This is a genomic window from Myroides odoratimimus, from assembly GCF_001485415.1.
In the GTDB taxonomy this organism is placed as follows: Bacteria; Bacteroidota; Bacteroidia; order Flavobacteriales; family Flavobacteriaceae; genus Flavobacterium; species Flavobacterium odoratimimum.
In genome coordinates this window covers 1-22,650 of record NZ_BCMQ01000028.1, presented here as the reverse complement: position 1 = coordinate 22,650, position 22,650 = coordinate 1, and the positions used below count along the sequence as shown (strand labels likewise).

The 22,650-nt window shown below is 35.2% G+C and carries 17 protein-coding genes; 6 read left to right on the top strand and 11 right to left on the bottom strand.

Annotated elements, in window-relative coordinates; genetic code table 11:
• Window positions 1-66 precede the first annotated feature (66 nt).
• Both MODO_RS16525 and MODO_RS16520 read left to right on the top strand, forming a co-directional pair.
• Entirely contained in the window at window positions 67-3,114 is a 3,048-nt protein-coding gene (locus tag MODO_RS16525; RefSeq protein ID WP_006259371.1) for a SusC/RagA family TonB-linked outer membrane protein, read from the top strand.
• Between the two features lie 10 nt (window positions 3,115-3,124).
• Complete coding sequence (locus MODO_RS16520; protein WP_230456713.1) at window positions 3,125-4,501, top strand: RagB/SusD family nutrient uptake outer membrane protein; 1,377 nt, start codon at window positions 3,125-3,127, stop codon at window positions 4,499-4,501.
• 199 nt (window positions 4,502-4,700) lie between these two features.
• On the opposite strand, the gene MODO_RS16515 is transcribed toward MODO_RS16520, so the two are convergent.
• From MODO_RS16515 to MODO_RS16495, 5 genes are all read right to left on the bottom strand, one after another.
• Window positions 4,701-5,609, bottom strand: a complete 909-nt coding sequence (locus MODO_RS16515; RefSeq protein WP_006259373.1) for a helix-turn-helix transcriptional regulator — start codon at window positions 5,607-5,609, stop codon at window positions 4,701-4,703.
• Window positions 5,610-6,251: 642 nt separating this feature from the next.
• Window positions 6,252-7,082, bottom strand: coding sequence for a CvfB family protein (locus MODO_RS16510; protein WP_006259374.1), 831 nt, complete (start codon window positions 7,080-7,082; stop codon window positions 6,252-6,254).
• A gap of 40 nt (window positions 7,083-7,122) precedes the next feature.
• Window positions 7,123-7,854, bottom strand: a complete 732-nt coding sequence (locus tag MODO_RS16505; RefSeq protein WP_006259375.1) for a DUF8439 domain-containing protein — start codon at window positions 7,852-7,854, stop codon at window positions 7,123-7,125.
• Window positions 7,855-7,925: 71 nt separating this feature from the next.
• A complete protein-coding gene (dnaX, locus tag MODO_RS16500; protein ID WP_006259376.1) occupies window positions 7,926-9,011 on the bottom strand; it encodes a DNA polymerase III subunit gamma/tau in 1,086 nt (361 codons plus the stop codon).
• A 47-nt stretch (window positions 9,012-9,058) separates the two neighbouring features.
• Window positions 9,059-9,754: a DUF4294 domain-containing protein gene (locus MODO_RS16495; RefSeq protein WP_006259377.1), complete on the bottom strand. Its 696-nt coding sequence runs from the start codon at window positions 9,752-9,754 to the stop codon at window positions 9,059-9,061.
• A gap of 81 nt (window positions 9,755-9,835) precedes the next feature.
• Here MODO_RS16495 and MODO_RS16490 point away from each other — a divergent pair, with 81 nt between their 5' ends.
• The 4 genes from MODO_RS16490 (at window position 9,836) to punC (ending at window position 13,850) form a co-directional block, all read left to right on the top strand.
• Window positions 9,836-10,927: a M42 family metallopeptidase gene (locus tag MODO_RS16490; RefSeq protein WP_006259378.1), complete on the top strand. Its 1,092-nt coding sequence runs from the start codon at window positions 9,836-9,838 to the stop codon at window positions 10,925-10,927.
• A 117-nt stretch (window positions 10,928-11,044) separates the two neighbouring features.
• Complete coding sequence (locus MODO_RS16485; RefSeq protein WP_006259379.1) at window positions 11,045-11,824, top strand: enhanced serine sensitivity protein SseB; 780 nt, start codon at window positions 11,045-11,047, stop codon at window positions 11,822-11,824.
• 6 nt (window positions 11,825-11,830) lie between these two features.
• Entirely contained in the window at window positions 11,831-12,493 is a 663-nt protein-coding gene (locus tag MODO_RS16480) for a chloramphenicol acetyltransferase (protein ID WP_006259380.1), read from the top strand.
• A 181-nt stretch (window positions 12,494-12,674) separates the two neighbouring features.
• Window positions 12,675-13,850, top strand: a complete 1,176-nt coding sequence (gene punC, locus MODO_RS16475) for a purine nucleoside transporter PunC (protein WP_006259381.1) — start codon at window positions 12,675-12,677, stop codon at window positions 13,848-13,850.
• Between the two features lie 62 nt (window positions 13,851-13,912).
• Here punC and capB read toward each other — a convergent pair whose 3' ends face one another.
• From capB to MODO_RS16445, 6 genes are all read right to left on the bottom strand, one after another.
• The gene (gene capB, locus MODO_RS16470) at window positions 13,913-15,178 is read right to left on the bottom strand and encodes a cysteate-C-fatty acyltransferase (RefSeq protein WP_006259382.1); all 1,266 of its coding nucleotides are present in this window, start codon (window positions 15,176-15,178) and stop codon (window positions 13,913-13,915) included.
• A gap of 238 nt (window positions 15,179-15,416) precedes the next feature.
• Window positions 15,417-17,813: an alpha-ketoacid dehydrogenase subunit alpha/beta gene (locus MODO_RS16465; protein ID WP_006259383.1), complete on the bottom strand. Its 2,397-nt coding sequence runs from the start codon at window positions 17,811-17,813 to the stop codon at window positions 15,417-15,419.
• Window positions 17,814-18,039: 226 nt separating this feature from the next.
• The gene (locus tag MODO_RS16460) at window positions 18,040-18,675 is read right to left on the bottom strand and encodes a nitroreductase family protein (protein WP_006259384.1); all 636 of its coding nucleotides are present in this window, start codon (window positions 18,673-18,675) and stop codon (window positions 18,040-18,042) included.
• A gap of 10 nt (window positions 18,676-18,685) precedes the next feature.
• Window positions 18,686-19,639, bottom strand: coding sequence for a phosphoribosylaminoimidazolesuccinocarboxamide synthase (locus MODO_RS16455; protein ID WP_006259386.1), 954 nt, complete (start codon window positions 19,637-19,639; stop codon window positions 18,686-18,688).
• 33 nt (window positions 19,640-19,672) lie between these two features.
• A complete protein-coding gene (locus MODO_RS16450; protein WP_059051428.1) occupies window positions 19,673-21,658 on the bottom strand; it encodes an alpha-ketoacid dehydrogenase subunit alpha/beta in 1,986 nt (661 codons plus the stop codon).
• A gap of 89 nt (window positions 21,659-21,747) precedes the next feature.
• Window positions 21,748-22,650: XAC2610-related protein (locus MODO_RS16445; protein WP_235811671.1), on the bottom strand; the 903-nt coding region annotated here is incomplete at its 5' end.

The window sequence follows — 22,650 nt, the reverse complement described above, 5'->3', positions numbered from 1 at the left end:
CTAATTATCGTGAAATAAGTTTGCCTTGTTAAAAAGAAAGTAAAAAAATAGACAAGAATTTATTTTATGCATATCACTAAAAGATCATTGTTATCCCTAGCTTTAGTACTGTCAGCGACAGTGACTAGCTATGCACAGGATAAAAAAGCACCTATCGTGGTGAGAGATGCGGAAACGCTAATTCCGCTACCTGGCGTGACTATCGAAGACATTACAAATGATAAAGTAGATATTACTTTAGACAATGGACAATTCGAATTAGACAATACAGACTTAAAAGAGATAAAACTACGCCTAACTTATATCGGATATACAGATAAAGAAATAACAATAAAGGTGGGAGATTATCCTTCATTTATAGACTTAGATGTAGAGGATAATTTATTAGAAGGAATTGTCGTAACAGGATATACTAAACAGTCTCGTTCTAAAACAACAGGAGCTGTCAGTAAAATAGAAGCTCAAGCGATCAATAAATCACAAGTGAGTTCTATGGATCAAGCCTTACAAGGACAAGTGCCTGGGTTATATGTGGCTTCTCCTTCTGGGCAACCTGGTACTCCTGGTAGGGTGACTATCCGCGGTATCGGTTCTCTTCAGGATGAGAACACGAATCCTCTTTATGTATTAAATGGAATGCCTATCTCTCCTGCTACATTTTCTGCTCTGAATCCTGAAGACTTTGAAGATATCACTGTTCTAAAAGATGCAGCGGCTACTGCTCAGTATGGTTCTAGAGGAGCTAATGGGGTGATCGTAATCACTTCTAAGAAAGGGGCACATGACTCTGATGGATTAAGGGTAACTTATCAAACTCAATACGGGTATTCTGAAGCCAATAACAGCAAATGGGATATGATGAATACGAACCAACGTCTTCAGTTCGAAGAAATGCTTCAAGACCAAGACTTACCTGGATGGGCATATTCTAGAAACAACCCTTATAAGACAGTAAATGGTGTACAGGTAGCTAAGACAGATGTTGATTATATAGAAGGAGATAGACGATTAGCTGAGATTAGACAGACTAATATTGATTGGAAAAAGAAGTTAATGAGAAGAGGGATTAATCAATCTCATAACTTAAGCTTCCAAGGGGGCGATGATAAGACTCAACACTATACTTCATTAAACTACTTCAAACAAGATGGTGTATTATACAACTCAGGTATAGAAAAGTTCAATGTGAATAGTAATATTCACCATAAGTCTGGTAGATTGAGTACTAACTTCTTCTTCAACTTAGCGAATATTAATAGTCAAACTTCAGAGTCTGACTTTGATGTAAGCGAGACAAATCCTGTAGCTTCTATGTACTTCGCGTTACCTTATGAGAATCCGTATGATGAAGATGGAAAACTTACTCCTGGTACGAATAGATTTGGTACAAATGCTTTAGCAATGTATAACGATGTTAGCCGAAGAGAAAAACAGCAGAAAGGTGTATTAGCAGGTAACTTTGCTTTTGATATTACAGATGACTTTAAACTTACTAGTACAATAGGGGTTGATTATACTAAGCTAAGTAATACACATATCATCAAACCTGATACGTACTTCGGAGACCTAGTAGAAGAAGGTGGTAAAGGAATGTATAGTCAAGGTGATCAGACTAACATCGGGCTAATGGCTAACTTCGGGGCTAACTATAAATACAGATGGGATGCACACGAGATAGAAGCGATAGCCTTAATGGAGATGAATAGACAGAAGTATAACTATCACGGCTTTACAGGATATGGGTTAATAGATGGGCTAGACCATACCGCAGGTGGTATCACACCAGGTACACCTGAGAATGACTTCATTCCTAAGATAGAGGGTAGAGCTTCTGAGAACTTATTACTTTCTCAAGTTGCTTTAGTGAGATACTCATATGAGAACAGATTTACGTTGTCTACGAGCTTAAGAAGAGATGGTTCATCCCGTGTACCTCGTAATAACAGATATAAGTACTTCTATGCTGTGGGAGGTAGTTGGAATATGAAAACAGAAGACTTTATGCAGAATATAGATGTTATCTCTATGGCACGTTTAAGAGCTAGTTATGGATTAACAGGTAATGCTAATGGCTTCGCTAGTGACTTCGGGTACCGCCGTCTTTATGGCCCTGGTCAATACAACGGAGGTACTGCCCTTAACCCTATAACGCCAGGGAACAATCAGTACAACTGGGAAATGAATAAGATTCTAGACTTAGGGTTAGAGTTCGGTTTATTTGAAAACAGATTAATTGGAGAAATAGACTTCTATAACCGTATTACGAGTGATTTATTCTTAGATAGATCTCTTTCTAGTACATCGGGGTTTGAATCCATAGCAGATAATATGGGTAAAATTCGAAACCGTGGTATTGAATTAAAACTGTCTGGAGATGTGGTAAGAAGTGGAGACTTCACCTTTAACTTAGGAGTTAACTTTGCTTATAACAAGAATAAAATCTTGAGCCTAGGAGATGAGGATGAAATCATCACAGAAGACTACTCTATCCATCAAGTCGGCAAGCAAATAGGACATTTCTATATGGTGAAATGGGCTGGTGTAGATCAGCAGACAGGTGCTCCACTCTATTATGACAAAGAAGGTAATATCACGACTACTTATGATCCTGATAATGCTGTATTAGTTAAAGGAGGGTTTGACCCTGCTATCAAAGGAGGGTTTACAACTAACTTTAAATACAAAAACTTAGAAGTAAGCGCCTTATTCTCTTTTATTAAAGGAATGTATAGACTTAACACAGGAGAGTTTTACAGAACATCCGCAGACCAAACTTACCGTATCTATAACCAGTCTACAAGTATGTTAGATATGTGGCAAAACCCTGGTGATGTCAGCGATAATCCTAGTGCAAAATACGCTCGTTATATGACTGATAGAGAGCTACAAAAAGCAGATTACTTAAAACTTAGAAACTTAAGTGTAAACTATAGATTTAAAGACTTCGGTAAATGGAATAAAATAGTGAAAGAGATCAATATATTCGCTCAAGGGCAAAACCTATTGACTTGGACAAACTTCAAAGGACAAGATCCTGAAGATGACAATAACTGGTACCAATATGAATACCCATTACCACGTACCATCACAGCAGGTGTAAAAGTAATTTTTTAAAGCAATGACAATGAGAACAACCATATATAAAATCAGTGCAATACTATGCTTAGCATTAGGAGCTATTAGTTTCCAGAGTTGTGATAGTATGCTAGATATAGACCCTAAAGATGCTGTAAATGAAGAACATATTTACAGTTCGGTTAAGCAATTTGAGTTTGGAGTATTAGGAGCTTATACAGAGCTAAACCTAGAATACAATACCTTAATCGGTTCGATCATGGCAGATGATTGTAAACTAGCTCCTAGTAATGCTGGGGTAAACTCTTATGCTGTCAATCTTAACCGATGGACTTTTAGCGCAGACGATGACCTTCTACAACAGATATGGATAGATTACTACCACAGCGTGTACAAGATTAACACACTACTAGAAAACATCCATAAAGTGCCTACTAGCAATGAGGCTGAAGTAGAAAAACTAAAGGAACTAAAGAGTGAATTACACGGTCTAAGAGCTTTAATACACTTCGAACTACACCGTATGTTTGGACAGTCTGAATACTTAGGGATGACAGCTTATACAATCCCTTATAAGACGAGTTCTGATGTATATGGGAAGCCAGGTAAACAAACAATACAAGACTTCTATAAACAACTAGAGAATGATCTAGTGGAAGCAGAACAGCATATTAATAAAGATACCACTATTCGCTTAAGTCAAGATGCTATCTTAGCTTTAACTGCACGTGTGGCATTATATTCACATGACTATACAAAAGCAGAAAGATATAGTACTCTGCTAATTAATAAATATCCACTAGCAACGGCAAAAGAGTTTGAAGGAATATGGGAGGACACTTCTAATGCTGAGGTTATTTTTAAACTGAAGCGCAACAATGATGACAACATTAGACCTAACATATTCTGGTATGACTTCAGCAATGGTAAAACACTGTACTATGCTTCACAGAAGCTAAGAGATCATTTTGACTCAGAAAATGACCAAAGGTATGAACACTTCTTCGGTATAGAAGATGATGCAGTCATCAGTAAATATGATGGTAGCGCATTCAACGATCGTATTAATGATTACAAAGTATTTCGCATCAGTGAAATGTATCTTATACGCGCAGAAGCATATCTAAAACTAGGTAATAATACCAGTGCTACTAATGATATTAATACGCTTAGAGACAATAGAATTAAAGATAATACTCACTTTACTACTGTGACGCTACAGGATGTATTACAAGAGCGTTTCTTAGAATTATCCTTCGAAGGACATCGCTATTTTGATTTAAAAAGATTAGGCTTGCCATTAGAAAGAGATTCACGTGATCTAGCAGTAGATACTGATAACACGATAATTAATGCTTTTGATGAATACTATCAACTACCTATTCCACAAAAAGAAGTACAAGCTAATCCAGCGTTAAAATACTAATACTAAAAAAGGCTATTCCTAAACAGAATAGCCTTTTTCATTTACAATAAACCTCGATTCATACTCTAAAGTATAAATCAACAATAGCAGGCCCCCACCTGCTATTGTTTTCGAAACAAACTAACCGTTATATCTGTATATTTTGACTTAATAATAACTTATCATATACAGTTACAACTTCTACATTAATTCCCCCAAACTAATGTATTTTTATATATTCGTCTTGGTGTTGCTCTAAAGCAAAACGCAATTCTTCAATAACTTCTTCCTTTAGTCTTTCTGGTGAAACGACTTTCACATATTTACCAAACTTCATGATTTGTTGCTTCAACTCATAATTTGGTTTTACTAATAAAGTAGCTAAAATACGTTCTCCACATACACTCTCTGTAATTACCTGAGATGAGTGAAGTGGGCAAGAATTTAAAACAGCTCTTTGACTCTTATCAAATGAAAGGACTACTTCGTGAACATCTTGATCGGTAAAGTTTAAGCCTATAATTTCACTAAACTTAGTTCTAGCTGACTCTGAGCATCCTTTAAAACGTTCGTTCTCAATCATCACATCTGATATAGTATCTAAAAAGTAAGTATGGTAATCATTATCTTCTAACGCAACAACATACCACGCATCTTCAAATTCTTTAAACAGTATAGGTGCTATTTTCACACGATATGGCTCTCCTTCTGACTGATTAGTATAAGTAAAAGATATTTTTTGATTTTTCGTCATTGCTGTATAGATCATTCTAATCGTATCTATTGGCAATACTCCTTTCTTAGATACTGGATCGATATAAGTAGAAGCTGACTCCCTAGATCCATTACTCGAATTAAGTATATCTGTAGTTACCAGATCTTTTAAATGTAATAAAACTTGATTTGCTCTTGCCAAATATTTAGGAGCAATATAATACCCTTTTTTAGCATTATCTAGTGATACCTCTACCCCAAACTCTGTAGACAAGTCACTAAGTGCGCGATACAGTGTACGTTCACTAATATCAATGTCATAACTTGCTAAGTACTCTAAAAGCTTTTCCCGCGAAGGATAATGATTTTGATTCAGGTAATTTAATACCAAAAAATAATAGCGTAATTTCTTCATTTTAACCCCAATTAAAATTAAGTGATAGTTGTGTTTTTTATAAATAACTAAATTAGCTTTTTTCTCTAATAAAAAAAACTATCTAATTGGGATACAAAAGTAATCCTATTATAATACAAGGTATTCAAAAATTGGGTGAAAGTGTCTTTTTTCTTAGTTAAGCCCAGTAATCTCAATTTGAGAATAGTTGAAATATTTATTCATAACCAGCTACTTCAACTATGTATTAACACATTTATAAATAGCTTAAATCAGGCAACGATAAGGTTATTTGATTACACCTTTATTAATAAAAATAGCGTCTATTTTAAATATAGACGCTATGGGGACACTCTAAATTCTTAGCTAGCCAACACTCTACTAGAAATTGCATCACAAGTTATACAACTCACAATATGCACGTTCTATACTAAGTATGGTTGATAGTAATGATACTTCTATACAATGTTCGCTCCTAATTAAAAAACAATTCGCTCATCTAAAAGAACATTACAAACATATTAATTTACCAATCTTCATAATCTAAAAAAAAGTAAAGCAAGTAATTTATTGAGTAAAGAAACTACTAACCACAATATACAGGTATAAAAAAGGAGTCACTTTACCCATGACTCCCTCTTCTTATACTATATAACTCAGATACTATCTCACTAGATAAATACCATCTTCTTTTATCTCTATCTTCTTCTCTTTATAAAGAGTTCCTATTGCCTTTTTAAAGGTCTTTTTACTCATGTTTAGAACTGTCTTGATATCTTCTGGATGACTATTATCATTCAGCCCTAAGAAACCTCTGTTGTGCTCTAATTCTCTGATAATAATTGTAGCACTGTCTACTACTCCATCAAAACCTAATTTGTTTCTACTAACGTCTATTTTTCCATCAGGACGAATAGATTTAATATACCCTATGATACGATCTCCTGTGTGTAACTCTTCAAACACTTCATTCTTATACATAAGACCAGCATGTTTTTCATTGATAATTACATTAATACCTAAATCTGTAATATGAGATACAACTAGTTCTACTTCTTCTCCTTCTTCTACAGTAATATCCTTATTATCGACAAACTGCTTTAATTTACTAGAACCTACCAATCGCTTACTTTGATCATCAAGATACATATAGATCAGATATCTATTCCCTTCTTTCATAGGACGGGCTTGTTCTCTAAATGGAACGAACAAATCCTTTTCTAACCCCATATCCATAAAGGCTCCATATTCATTAATGTAGCTTACTTTTAATAACGCAAACTCATTTACATATATTTTAGGCTCTAAAGTAGTAGCTACTGGTCTTTCTTCTTGATCTAAGTAAACAAAGACAATCATCTCATCTCCAACTCTAATATTCTCAGGTTCGTATTTACTAGGTAAAAGAATATCTGTTTCACCATCTGTTAAATAAAGTCCAATACCCGCTAAACGAGCAACCTTTAATTTATTATCATCTCCTATTTTAATCATATTCTTGTATATCTTTTATATTGTGAACTTAAGTTCACTTTTACTTTAATTCTAAGTCAAAAATGTCCTTCAATACCTCTACTTCAGGATTAATCTCTATAAAATGTTGGTACTTATCTTTTGAGTCTAATACTCTCTTAACTAGCTTAATCTCTTCGTTTACAGTAATATTTAATTCAATTGCAAAGTTCTGTAATTTTTTGCGAAGGTAATTAACCAAGTCATACTTATTCTCTTCAAAACTCAATTTAGAACCCTCATTTGGCAATTCTAATTCAATACGAGCTTCATACAAAGTAGGTTGAGCCATTCGCATTAAAGAAGCCATTAGCATTAATCCTGCTCTAGTCAAACGATCTATATAATAGTTCCATTCTCCCATTAACTGATCATAGGTAAAAGCCTGTTTAGGTAAGTCATCAGGGTTAATTACAACTTTTTCTAGAGACGAAGCCAACTCTTTTCTGTTTCGAATACTAGTCAACGATAAGGCAGAAGCTCTTTTAGGTTGTTCTGCTATAGGATTAGTATTACTTTCTATATTGAGTGACTGATTATTTAATGACTCACTTGCCTGAGGTTGTACTAGATGATTTGACTCAACAGTTTGAGCTCCTTGAGGAGCAACTGTATTATCATATTGATTATTTACACTTTGAGCATAACCACCTTGCTCTACTACAGGTACATTATTAGGCACTTGTATGTTTTGAGCTGATTGGTGAATACTATTTACCTCTTGTACAGATGTGTTTTTACTTACACTTGCCAAAGCATTTAACTCATCTAAATTACTTGTAAATTGTCTATTATGAAGTAATTCTTTAAGCGCTAAAGCTGGTATTATAAATTGTTTATCTTTTTTTTTTCGCCTTCAAAAGATAAAGACGCTAACTGCATTAGACACAATTCTACTAGTAATCTCTGGTTTTGACTTGATTTATACTTTAAATCACAATCATTCGCTATCTCTATTGCTTGTAACAAGAAAGGCATTGATGTTTGTTGTGACTGATTATAAAACAATTGTTTTCCATGATCTCCAATCTCTAATAGATTGATTGTCTCAGGTGTTTTACAAACCATCAAATCTCTAAAGTGAGAAGCCAATCCAGATACAAAATGGTGTCCATCAAATCCTTTAGATAAGATATCATTATACGCTAGTAATAATGCAGGAATATTATTCTGTAAAACAAAATCAGTGATACGAATATAATATTCAAAGTCTAATACATTAAGATTTTCAGCAACAGCTTGTCTTGTTAAGTTTCTACCACAATAAGAAACAACTCTATCAAATATAGATAATGCATCACGCATAGCACCATCAGCTTTCTGCGCTATAATACGCAAGGCATCATCCTCAAAGTTGACTCCTTGACTTCTAGCAACATCAGCTAAGTGATTAGCCGCATCAGCAATAGTGATTCGTTTAAAATCAAATATCTGACATCTAGATAAGATAGTTGGTATGATCTTATGCTTCTCGGTAGTTGCTAATATAAAAATAGCATGACGAGGCGGTTCTTCTAATGTTTTTAAGAAAGCATTAAACGCTGCAGAAGATAGCATGTGCACCTCATCTATAATATACACCTTATACTTTCCAGTCTGTGGTGGTATACGCACTTGATCAATAAGACTTCTGATATCATCCACTGAGTTATTAGACGCAGCATCTAATTCAAATACATTAAATGCAAAGTCCTCATTTGGATCATCATATCCCTCTTGGTTTATCTTTCTAGCTAAAATACGAGCACATGTCGTCTTACCTACTCCTCTAGGTCCTGTAAATAACAAAGCCTGTGCTAAGTGATTACTCTCAATAGCATTAACTAGAGTACTTGTAATAGCTTGTTGGCCTACTACATCTCTAAATGTTTGGGGTCTATATTTTCGGGCAGATACGATAAATTGTTCCATAGGTCTCTTATTATCGCAAAGGTAGTTTATTTTTTAGAATACAGAAATTATTCTCTTAACTCAGCAGGGAAAAACTCATCTTTACCTATCTTGTTTGACCACTGTTTTCTAAGTTCATTTAAGTGAATAGGCTTATGAGGCTCTCTGCTTTCTAACTCAAAAGTATAAAACAAATACTGTAACTGTACTTCTATATAAAAGTCATCCAAATAAAGTTCTGGATGATACTCCGACTTCAAATCTAAACTGAATGTTCGGGCGGCAGTATTAGACCAAAAAGCCTTCCACCCACTTTTAAACTCCTTAATCAATTTATATACAGTCTGTCCTGTCTGACGATCAATAAGCTTAATCAGCACTTTCCCATCATTACGAGACAGTTTCTTTAATCTCGCTGTAAACTGTTCTTCTAGATATTTCTGAGAGCGTTTTATATATTTACGCTTATCACTATTACTAGTCATCTTATCTAGGTTTGCATTAAGAATCACTAGATTCTCTGCTGTTGCCTTTGCATAAGGATATACTCTACGCAATCTATTGCGAAGAATAATCATATCACGTCGATACTTCTCGTCTTTAATATCTACCCCAATATAAATCTCAGGAATAGTATATTCCTGTATAGTATCTCCTTCTATTATGAGTTCATGCGGTATCTCTGGTACTTCAACTAGCTTCTTATCTTGTGCAATAAGGTATTGCACAAAAAACACAAAACTAATTACTAAAAGCTTTTTCATAACCTAAATTATACTCCAAAATTATCTCTTTTTGTTGAGTAATAATAATAGTATTAGGTAAATTAGCAAAAAAATAAAATCATGAGTACAAAGACAATTCTAGATGACAGTTCACTAGCTTTTTTAGAAACATATTTAAATAACCCATCTCCTACTGGACATGAGTCAAATAACCAAAAGACTTGGATGGAATATCTAAAACCTTATGTAGACACTTTTATTACAGACACTTATGGTACTGCTGTAGGAATAATCAATCCTGATGCTCCTTATAAAGTTGTGATAGAAGGACACGCTGACGAAATCTCTTGGTACGTTAAGTATATCACTGAAGAAGGTTTTATTCACGTAGTTAGAAATGGTGGTAGTGATCACATGATCGCCCCTTCTAAACGAGTACATATCCATACTAAAAAAGGAATTGTAGAAGGTGTATTCGGATGGCCTGCTATACACATCAGAAATAGAGCTGGAAAAGAAGAATCTCCAAAAATAGAAACAAACTTTATTGACCTAGGATGTGACTCTAAGGCTGAAGTAGAAGCATTAGGAGTACATGTAGGTTGTGTGATTACATACCCTGACACTTTCACTATCTTAAACAATAATCGTTTTGTATGTCGTGCTATTGACAACAGAATGGGTGGTTTTATGATTGCACAAGTAGCTCGTTTATTAAAGGAGAATAACAAGGCACTACCTTTTGGACTTTATATCGTAAACGCAGTTCAAGAAGAAGTAGGATTAAGAGGTGCTGAAATGATCACACAAACGATTAAACCTAATGTAGCTATCGTAACAGATGTTTGTCATGATTCTAATACACCGATGGTAGACAAGAATATCGAAGGGGATAATAAGATTGGTAGAGGTCCTGTAGTAGGATATGCTCCTGCTATCCAAAATAACTTAAGAGAGTTAATCGAAGAAACAGCTGAGTATAACAATATTCCTTTCCAACGCAATGCCATGAGCAGAGTAACAGGTACAGATACAGATGCCTTTGCTTATAGCAATGGAGGTGTTGCTTCAGCACTTATCTCTCTTCCTCTAAGATATATGCATACTACAGTAGAGATGGTTCACAGAGATGATGTTGAAAACACAATCAAACTAATCTACGAAACACTACTTAAAATAGAGAATAACGAAACTTTTTCGTACTTTAAATAACATAGTAAGGCAGCCATTCGCTGCCTTATTTTTTATGAATTATCTACCAATTTTATACAAACAAATCAAAGGAATATGATTAAATCCTCTATCTTTGAATAAAAATACATTTAGATAATGTCCAATTACAATCGCAACAAAAATAAAGTTGCAAAACTAAATACAAACTTAACTCTTGCACAAATCATTGAGCAAGCAGGTACCAATCCAGAATATAGAATTGTATTTTACAATCGTTTTTTAAAAGATGATATTTATGTGCTCGTTGAAAAAGGAGCTTTAGAAGGTAAGACTGATGGTAGCATGGATCCTACACCTCCTATTATTGCTTTTGAGAACAACTGTATTCCTGTATTTACACATCCAGATAGAATATACGATGCTAGTGCTATACATCAAGAAATGGATTATATGAAAGTAAGAGGAAATGACTTCTTAGAAATGACACTAGGAGCTACTATCATTGTCAATCCTTTTTCTAAAGTATACAAAGAATTAGTCGTAGAAGAAATAGCAGAAATGCTGAACGGTAGTATATTCAACACCTTAAGTAGCCCTGTATTAAAAGCTCAGATGAATGTAAAAATAGGAGCACCAGAGACTGAACCTACTGTTTTATTAGAAGAGTTAAAAACTGCCTTTTCTGAGCACGAACTTATTAACGCAGCTTATATCGGTTGGACATTTAATGAGATCTTAGATAAAAATGCTCATTATGTATTCGCGATAGAGTGCGCTAAAGAATTAACTGATTTTAAAGAAGTAGCAGATTTAATCTCTAACTTCTGTAAACCTCATTTAACGAAAGAGGAATATATAGATATTATCAAGTTAGAAAAGAATGGAAACTTTAGCGATTATTTCTATAATCACGCCACTCCTTTCTACACAAAATAACAAACAATGGCAAAGGAAGCTAAATTCACCCCTATCGACTTAGAATCGTGGAACAGGACTCCTTACTATGAATATTACCGAAATATTCTAAAGACAAAATATACGGTAAGTATTAAAATAGAAATTACAGAAGTATTCAGTCTATACAAAAGTAAAGGATACAAGTTCTTTCCTACCTTCTTATATATCATCATGAAAGCACTTAACAACAGTGAGGAGCTTCGCACTTGTATACATGAAGGTCAACTAGGCACATGGAATTTTTTAGCCCCACAATACACCCTCTTTCACGAAGATGACAAAACATTTTCTGATTTATGGAGTGAACACGCTGATGACTTTAAAGCTTTTCACCACAATATCATCTCTGATATCGAGAAGTACAAGGATGTTAAAGGAATAAAGATAAAAGAAGGTCTACCTGCTAATTTTGTTCCCATCTCTTGCGTTCCTTGGATTAGCTTTGAGAGCATTAGTCAAGATACTTCTCATGACTCTGATTTTTTAAAGCCAATTATTCGTTTTGGCAAGTATTATCAAGAGCATGATAAGGTTTTAATACCATTATCTATATATGTCAATCATGCTATAGCAGACGGATATCACACTTCCATGTTCTTACAAGACATACAAGATATCGCAAACGATGCTAGAAACTGGATATTATAAGGATTATCTCTACAAGAGGTAATCCTTTTTTTATTTCCTCCCTACTTCAATAAACCTCATTATCAAACAACTACCCTATCAATCCCTTCATAGTCTCTGTTAATTTATCCTTCTTAGACAAATAACCCCCTTGTCGCGTATATAATTAGTGTACTTTTGCCGATTCTAAAATTTTTAATATATGCCACAACAACATAAGAATAGTTTTTTCTTTTTAGTATATCTAGTAGGGTTAAGTATCATAGGGTTTTTAGCAACAGATATGTACTTACCAGCATTTGACAAGATGCGTATTGATCTTGACACCACTAAAAGTAATATTAGCGCTACCTTAAGTTTATTCCTTGCTGGATACGCTATCGCACAACTAATGTGGGGACCAATATCTGACAAAGTCGGTAAACCAAAAACCATTATAATAGGTCTTAGTATATTCACTATTTCCTCTTTAGCAATTTTCTTTACAGATAGCGTAATCGCCTTTATCGTATTAAGACTAATACAAGCTATCGGAGTATGTGCTGCTGCTGTTAGCTGGCAAGCCTTAGTTATAGAAAAATATCCTTCTAGCGAGACGAATAAGGTATTTGCATCTATTATGCCTTTAGTAGCCCTATCACCCGCTCTAGCGCCTTTATTAGGAGTATACTTATTAGATCATTTCGGATGGAGATCTATCTTTATCACATTAGCAATTATATCTGTTCTTCTGATTTTATACACTTTCACTATAAAAGAAGAAAAGAAAGTAGAAGAAACAGTACAAGTTGAAGCAAAGAGTATTTCTTATTTCGAAATACTTAAGTCAAAAAAATACGTAGGTAATGTACTTATCTATGCATTGTGCTCTGCTGCCTTCTTTGCATGGCTGACAGGATCACCTTTCTTCTTAAAAGAAATGGGATACAATGAAAGCGAAATAGGCTTTAGTTTTGTACCTCAGACCATTGCCTTCTTAGTAGGTGGCTTTGGATACAGAACACTATCTTCTAGAGTAAATGGAGACGTATTAATGCCTTTCTTTATAGCATTATTTGTTATCGCTATTAGTTCACTTACAGCATTAGCAGTGTTTACTACTCCTACCCTGACTACCTTATTAATCCCGTTTTGTTTAATGGCTTTTGTCAATGGAGCATCATACCCTATTGTAGTTTCAGAAGCTTTAAAGCTATATCCTAATAACTCAGGTAAAGCAGCTGCTCTGCAAAACACTATTCAATTAGGAATGTGTTTTATCGCTAGCTCCATAGTTTCTCTATTTACAGAAGACGCTTTATTTACTACTGTATTAGTTATGACCGGAACTATTCCACTAATATACATAGCCTACCGATTGACAAAAAGTTCAAAATAATAGACACAAAAAAAGGAACCTAAATATTTAGGTTCCTTTTTTTTATATATTCTATCTACATATTATGCGTTAGATACATCTACAGTAGTTGCTTCTGCAATTTGTTTGTAAGTACCATTCTCTAACTTCTCGCGGATAGCTTCATAAGCTTTTAATGTCTCATCGATATCCTCTTTAGTATGAGTTGCTGTAGGAATCATTCTCAATAAGATAATTCCTTTAGGAATAACTGGATAAACAACGATTGATAAGAAAATATTATAGTTCTCTCTCAAGTCATTTACCATAACCATTGCCTCAGGAATACTTCCTTCTAAGTACACAGGAGTAACACAAGTATTTGTATCACCGATGTTGAATCCTCTGTCTTTTAATCCATTCTGAAGTAAGTTTACATTCTCCCATAACTTCGCTTTTAACTCAGGATTAGTTCTTAAAAGCTCTAAACGTTTTAATGCTCCTTTAGTGAAAATCATTGGTAATGATTTTGCGAACATTTGAGAACGTAAATTATATTTTAAATAATCAATAATATCTTTATCTGCTGCTACGAAAGCTCCGATAGAAGCCATAGACTTAGCAAAAGTAGAGAAGTACACATCGATACCATCTTGACATCCTTGCTCCTCACCTGCTCCTGCTCCTGTAGCACCTAGAGTACCGAATCCATGAGCATCATCAACTAATAAACGGAAGTTGTATTTCTCTTTAAGAGCTACTATTTCTTTTAATTTACCTTGTTGACCTCTCATACCGAATACCCCCTCAGTGATCACTAAGATACCTCCACCTGTAGTTTCAGCCATTTTAGTTGCTCTCTCTAAGTTCTTTTCGATACTTTCGATATCATTGTGTTTATAAGTAAAACGTTTACCCATATGTAAACGAACACCATCAATAATACAAGCGTGAGAATCTACATCGTATACGATTACATCATTCTTCGTTACTAAAGCGTCGATGATAGAAACCATCCCTTGGTAACCAAAGTTTAATAAATAAGCTGCTTCTTTTTGTACGAATGCTGCTAATTCATTTTGTAATTGCTCGTGCATTGTAGTATGTCCAGACATCATACGAGCACCCATTGGATAAGCTGCTCCATATTCAGCAGCTGCTTCAGCATCTACTTTTCTAACTTCTGGGTGATTAGATAAACCTAAATAATCATTGATACTCCAGTTAATAACTTCTTTTCCATGAAACATCATACGATTTGACAAAGGTCCCTCTAGCTTAGGAAACACATAATATCCTTCCGCTTGAGATGCCCATTTTCCTAAAGGCCCTTTATTTTTCTGTATTCTGTCAAATAAATCGTTTACCATAATATAACTATGTTTAAAAAAACAATTGCAAAAATAATGATATTTTGTATGCTTTCATAATAAATAGGGAACTATTTGAACCGAAACCCCTCTAACTGTGATAGTATTAAATGCATTTTACATATAATATCTCAATATAAAAACGCGAACAAAATGACCATTTTTTTCACAAAACATCTAATGAAAAGTGTTTTTAAAATAAAAACCTCCCAATATGGGAGGTTTTTACTTCATATTTTTAATATAATGCAGGGTATAAATTAGGATTTACCTCATTCATCATTGCATAAACTTTTTCAAAAACATCTTCTGATGATGGCTTAGAGAAGTAATCTCCGTCTGTACCATAAGCAGGTCTGTGTGCTTTAGAAGTCAATGTTTGAGGATCGCTATCTAAGTGACGGTATCCTTTTTGTTCTTCTAACACTTTTTGAAGGATATAAGCAGAAGCACCACCTGGCACATCTTCATCGATAACTAACAGGCGATTTGTTTTAGCAAGACTCTTCACGATATCGTGGTTCAAGTCAAATGGCAATAAAGACTGAGCATCTATAATCTCAACATCTATTCCTACTTCTAACAACTCTTTTGCAGCTTGCTCTATAATTCTTAAGGTAGAACCATAAGATACGATTGTCATATCTTTTCCTTCTTTGATTGTCTCTACTACACCGATAGGAGTTTTAAACTGCCCTAAGTTATTAGGCATTTTCTCTTTTAAGCGGTATCCATTAAGACACTCGATTAATAAAGCAGGCTCATCACTCTCTAATAAAGTATTGTAGAATCCTGCTGCTTTTGTCATATCTCTTGGAACTAATACATGCATTCCTCTGATTGCATTTATAATCATCCCCATAGGAGATCCTGAATGCCAGATACCTTCTAATCTATGACCACGTGTTCTAACAATCAATGGAGCTTTTTGGCGACCTACTGTTCTATATTGAAGAGTAGCTAAATCATCACTCATGATTTGGATAGCATATAATAAGTAATCTAAGTACTGAATCTCAGCGATAGGTCTTAGCCCACGCATTGCCATACCGATACCTTGACCTAAGATAGTAGCCTCTCTAATACCAGTATCTGTTACTCTATTTAATCCATGTTTCTCTTGAAGTCCTTCTAATCCTTGGTTTACGTCACCGATATTACCAGAATCCTCTCCGAAGATCATCACATTTTTATGATTTTCTAAGATAGTATCGAAGTTATCTCTTAGTACTACACGAGCATCTACTTCTGTAGCATCTGCATCATAAGTAGGCAGTACCTCTTCAATAGCTGTAGCTGTACCCGTCATTAGGTGAGAGCTATATCTAGGTTGGTTCTTAGCGAAGAAATCATCGATATACTGCACTAATGCACCTTTACCTGATTCTTTAATCACCATTCTCAGTACCTTACGAGCTGTAGTGATTACATCTCTTCTGATTGGCTCTTTAATACCAGCTAAATCATTAGCCATCTTCTCTATAAATACTCTATTTGCACTAGATGCAGCTACAGTACCTAATAAAGCTACTAATTCATTACGCTCAGCGATGATTGGATCTACATAAGCTTTCCAAGCAGCTTTTTTGCCTTCTAGTACTTCTTTTTTAAGTTGTTTATCTAGCTCATCTAACTCTTCCGCAGTAGCAATATCAGAAGTAATCATCCAGTTTCTCATCTGAACGATACAATCGTGCTCTACTTCCCAAGCTAAACGCTCTGGACTCTTATATCTCTCATGAGAACCCGATGTAGAGTGTCCTTGAGGTTGAGTTAACTCTTGTACGTGTACTAATACAGGTACGTGCTCTTCTCTAGCTATTTTAGAAGCTTGGTTATAAGTATCTACTAAAGCTACATAATCCCATCCTTTCACACGTAAGATTTCATATCCATTACCATGCTCATCTCTTTGGAATCCTTTTAATATCTCAGAGATATTCTCTTTTGTAGTTTGGTATTTTGCGTGTACAGAGATACCGTATTGGTCATCCCACACATTCATTACCATAGGTACTTGTAATACCCCAGCAGCATTGATAGTCTCGAAGAATAATCCTTCTGAAGTAGAAGCATTACCTATCGTACCCCATGCTACCTCATTACCATTTACAGAAAAGTTTCCTTCCTTATCAGCATCTGCAAACTCTCTATAAAATTTAGAAGCTTGAGCTAATCCTAATAATCTAGGCATTTGCCCAGCTGTAGGTGATATATCTGCACTTGAGTTTTTTTGGTCAACTAATTTTTTCCAATTTCCGTTCTCGTCTAAGCTGTGAGTAGCGAAGTGCCCTCCCATCTGACGACCTCCAGACATCGGATCATTCTCTAAATCAGCATGTCCAAAAAGTCCTGCAAAAAATTGTTCTACTGTCAATTGTCCTATCGCCATCATAAAAGTCTGATCGCGGTAATATCCAGATCTAAAGTCTCCATTCTGAAAAGCCTTCGCCATAGCAAGCTGTGGCACCTCTTTTCCATCTCCAAAAATTCCAAACTTCGCTTTTCCAGTAAGCACTTCACGTCTACCAAGTAAACTACATTCTCTACTTAGTTTCGCAATCTTATAATCTTGAATTACTTCTTTCTTAAAATCATCGTAAGAAAGAGCCGTTTTTGTTTCTTTTTGACTCATTGTAAAATACACTAATTTACTTGTTACGAATATAAAATAATATCACTAAAAAAGCTAGTACATACTTCTTCATTATATTGAATTAATACATACATCTTTTGATAATCAATCAAAAAAACAGTAAAAAAATTACACTAAGTAAAAATTAAAGTATTTTTAACAAAACGATATTATGAATTTCGTAATCACATATAAAAAAATATCCCCTACAAAGAGGGGATATCTATTATTCGATAATTGTTAAAATATCTTCTAGTGCAAAACGTACTTTCTTCATAGGTAATAACCAATCATTTTCATGATCTCTTTCTCCTATCGCTAAAATAGTTACACTTCTCAGTCCTTTCTTATCTAAACCTAATGCCTCATCTAACTGATCATTATAGAAGCCCTCCATAGGTGAAGCATCTACTCTTAACTCAGCCGCAGCTGCAATAGCCATACCAAAAGCAATATAAGCCTGACGAGCTGCATGCTCTGCTTGCTTCTCTTGTGACATTGCTGCAAAGTTACCTTTGATAAATCCTTTATAATCATTCATAGCACCAGGAGCTAACTCTCTCGTCTTCTCTACATTATCGAATACAGCATCAATGCGCTCTTCTGTATAAGCATCCCAAGCAGCAAAAACCAAAACATGTGAACTATCCACCACCTGACTTTGATTCATAATCACAGGTAATAGCTTCTCTTTTAACTCTTGATTCTTGATTAAGATCATCTCGAAAGGTTGTAACCCAGAAGAAGTAGGTGCCATACGAGCTGCCTCGATGATCTGCATTACTTTTTCGTCTGCTATCTTAACTGAACTATTATATTTCTTAGTAGCATAACGCCACTGTAAACTCTTTAGTAACTCCATAATTTATTAATTATCTCTTAGCCAAAAAAGCTAAAACATTATTCTCTATACGTTCATTAATATTAGAGATATCAGCCTTCACAAATGGTTCTCCTATAATCTTCTCATATAGCTCTATATATCTATCTGATACACTATTGATATACTCATCCGTCATCTCTGGTATTGCCTGTCCTTCTTTTCCTTGAAAGCCATTGCTGATTAACCATTGTCTGACGAACTCTTTAGACAATTGCTTTTGAGCCTCCCCTTTTGCTTGTCTTTCTTCATAGCCCTCTGCATAGAAGTATCTAGAAGAATCTGGCGTATGTATCTCATCGATTAACACAATCTTTCCGTCTTTAGTCTTCCCAAATTCATATTTAGTATCCACTAAGATCAAACCGCGCTCTGCTGCTATCTCACTTCCTCTCTGATACAGTGCGTGTGTGTATTGCTCTAATACCAAATAATCTTCTTCAGAGACAATCCCTCTTGCCAAGATATCTTCTCTCGAGATATCTACATCATGAGCTCCTAAATCTTCTTTAGTAGATGGAGTGATAATAGGTGATGGCAATTGATCATTCTCTTTTACCCCTTCAGGCAAGGTCACTCCGCATAACACTCTCTTTCCTTCTGCATACTCACGAGCAGCATGCCCAGCTAGATAACCTCTGATCACCATCTCCACCTTAAACGGCTCACATACATGCCCCACCGCTACATTAGGATCAGGTGTAGCTACTAACCAGTTAGGAACGATGTCACTTGTCATCTCCATAAACTTGGTTGCTATCTGATTTAGGATTTGTCCTTTAAAGGGAATTCCCTTAGGCATAATAACGTCAAAAGCCGATAATCTATCTGTAGCAACCATAACTAATAAGTCGTCTGCTATATTATAAACTTCTCTTACTTTTCCGCGGTAAACTGACTTTTGATTTGGAAACTCAAAACCCGTTTTTGTGATTGTGTTATTCATATTCTTGTTATAGTTGTGTAGTTCTTTTCTATTCTAGTAGGCTATCAAATCTAATAGCGCTGTTTCAAATCTGTCCTTAGGCAGATATTGATCTTCTAAAGCTTTCACAAATGGTATGGCTGTCTCTAAACTGGCTACCCTTCTTACAGGTGCATCTAAGTCTTCAAAACAATTCTCCATAATCATCGCCGACATATCACTTGCAATTCCTCCGAATAAGGAATCTTCCTGCAAAATTATAACTTTATTTGTTTTTTTCACTGATTTAAATACAGTTTCCTCATCTAAAGGTTGTAAAGTTCGTAAATCTATCAAATCAGCCTTAATATCAGAGTGCTTGTCTAGCACTTCCATCGCCCAATGCACTCCTGCTCCAAAGGTCACTACGGTCACATCTGCCCCTTCTCTCAACACACTCGCCTTTCCAAACGGCAGTGTATAATAATCCTTAGGTACATCCTGATAAATACTCCTATACAACAGTTTGTGCTCAAAGAAGATCACAGGATTAGGGTCATTAATAGCAGTAGCCATTAGCCCTTTTGCATCATACGGAAAAGCAGGGTACACTACCTTAAGTCCTGGTGTTTTTGTAAACCAAGCTTCATTGGTCTGTGAGTGGAATGGGCCTGCTTGTGTACCACCACCACACGGCATACGCACGACCACATCTGCCTTCTCATTCCATCTGTAATGTATCTTTGCCAAATAGTTTACAATCGGATTAAACCCAGTAGATACAAAATCGCCAAACTGCATCTCCATAATCGCTTTTCCTCCATTGATAGAATACCCCATCGCGGCAGAGACTACTGCGCTCTCACAGATAGGTGTATTGCGAATACGCCCTTTGCCAAACTGCTCTACGAAACCATCTGTTACTTTAAATGCACCTCCGTATTCTGCAATATCTTGCCCCATGATGATTAAGTTATCATGGCGTTCAAAAGATTGTTTTAACCCTTCTGATATCGCATCTATCAGTCGAATATTAGCTACTTCTGCTGTTGGTTGTATATCTTCATACTGATAAGGAGCATACATATCATTCAGCTCTGTAGCCAAGTCCGCTACTATAGCAGGCTCTTCTTGTGTTGCCTTCCAGTCCTTGTCTATCTCTTGTTTAAACTCTTCTCTAATCTGTTCGTCTAAAGCATCTGTCAGTACGCCTATTTCTTTTAGATAAGCTCTGTAATTCTCCACAGGGTCTTTTAGTTGCCACATATCCATCAGTTCTTGAGGCACATACTTTGTACCACTAGCTTCTTCGTGCCCACGCATTCTAAAGGTCAAGAACTCTATCAATACAGGACGAGGATTCTCACGCATAGATTGTGCCAGTGCACTGATCCGCTGGTATACTTCTAAGATATTATTCCCATCTATAATATGACTTTCCATCCCATATCCTATCGCACGATCTGCTAGATGCTCACATCTATACTGCTCATTCGTAGGAGTCGACAGTCCATAACCATTATTCTCGATTACAAAAAGAACAGGTAAGTCCCACACAGAAGCAATATTCAGCGCCTCGTGGAAGTCTCCTTCAGAAGTAGCTCCTTCACCTGTAAATACTGCTGTTATCTTATTCTCATTTCTCAAGGTATGCGCTAGGGCAATACCATCTGCTACACCCAACTGAGGCCCTAGATGAGAAATCATCCCCACGATATGATACTCTTGAGTACCGAAGTGAAAAGAGCGCTCACGTCCCTTAGTGAACCCATTTGCCTTTCCTTGCCATTGAGAGAACAAGCGGTGTAAAGGAATATCTCTAGAGGTAAACACCCCTAAGTTTCGGTGCATAGGCAGAATGTATTCGTCCTGCTCTAAACTAGCAGTCACTCCTACACTGATAGCCTCTTGCCCTATTCCGGAGAACCATTTAGATACTTTGCCCTGTCTGATCAGGATAAGCATCTTTTCCTCTACCATTCTAGGTTTGAGTAATTTTTTATAAAGTCCAAGTAACTCTTGGTCTGTTAAGTTTTTTCGGTCGTAATGTAATTGTTTCATAATTGGTTTAATAGACTCTAAAAATAAGCATTTGCCCCTACTAAACAAATTAATTCTAAACAAGTAATTACATTATTCTATAATCACTTTTACAACTCATAACAATACTTACTTTCAAAAAACTTTAAAACATTCTTACCATAAACTTGATTAAACTCTTCTTCTGTTATTTCTATTTCTTTCCCATTCTTTATCTTATAATACCATGTTGGCGGATTAAAAGAATCATCTATTTCTCTTGTTCCAATATAGGTTCCAAAAACAGCATAGAGCTTATTCTCATGTAACTTATAAACTTTTTCAGTTCCTCCTCTACCTTCTCCATATTCGTATAATAACTTCTTTCTAAAATCTGTTCCAGGTACAGAGGTATAAATAGAATCATTATATACTTCATCAAAAACATACTCTTTACTATTGGAATTATACAATAAGAATTGAAATTTGACTGGTGGATACGCTGGTAAAAAATGAAATGCTGAAATATCTAAATAACCATCAAAATTATAATCTTGTAAATAAATCTTAAAATTAGGTTCGTCCTTATAATACCAAAATACAGACTCAATTTCTATTCGTTTAACCTCATGTTTATCACTTATTTCAGCTATCTCAGTTACATTATAAGTATCGTTCGAATAATCAGTTTTATTTAAAAACGCTTTATACTGTTTCTGAGGGTACCCCTTACCTTTAGGGTTAGCCATTACAAAAGGCATTACAGCACCATTGCTCACATTAGTCCATTCACCTACTACCTCTCCTTTATCATAATCAAAGTGCCCTCTGAATGTATTACCAAACTCTTCTTTAAACTCTAAAATTCCATGACTCACAGTTCCATTAATATCAATAAAAGTTCCATTATTTAGATAATAGTAATATCCTGATATCTCGTCTTCAAATACTTTTAAATACATATCAAAAGCCTTAGTACACGACAAAATTATTAAACAGTTGATTTTAAGAGAAATAAAGGAAAGGATTATTTG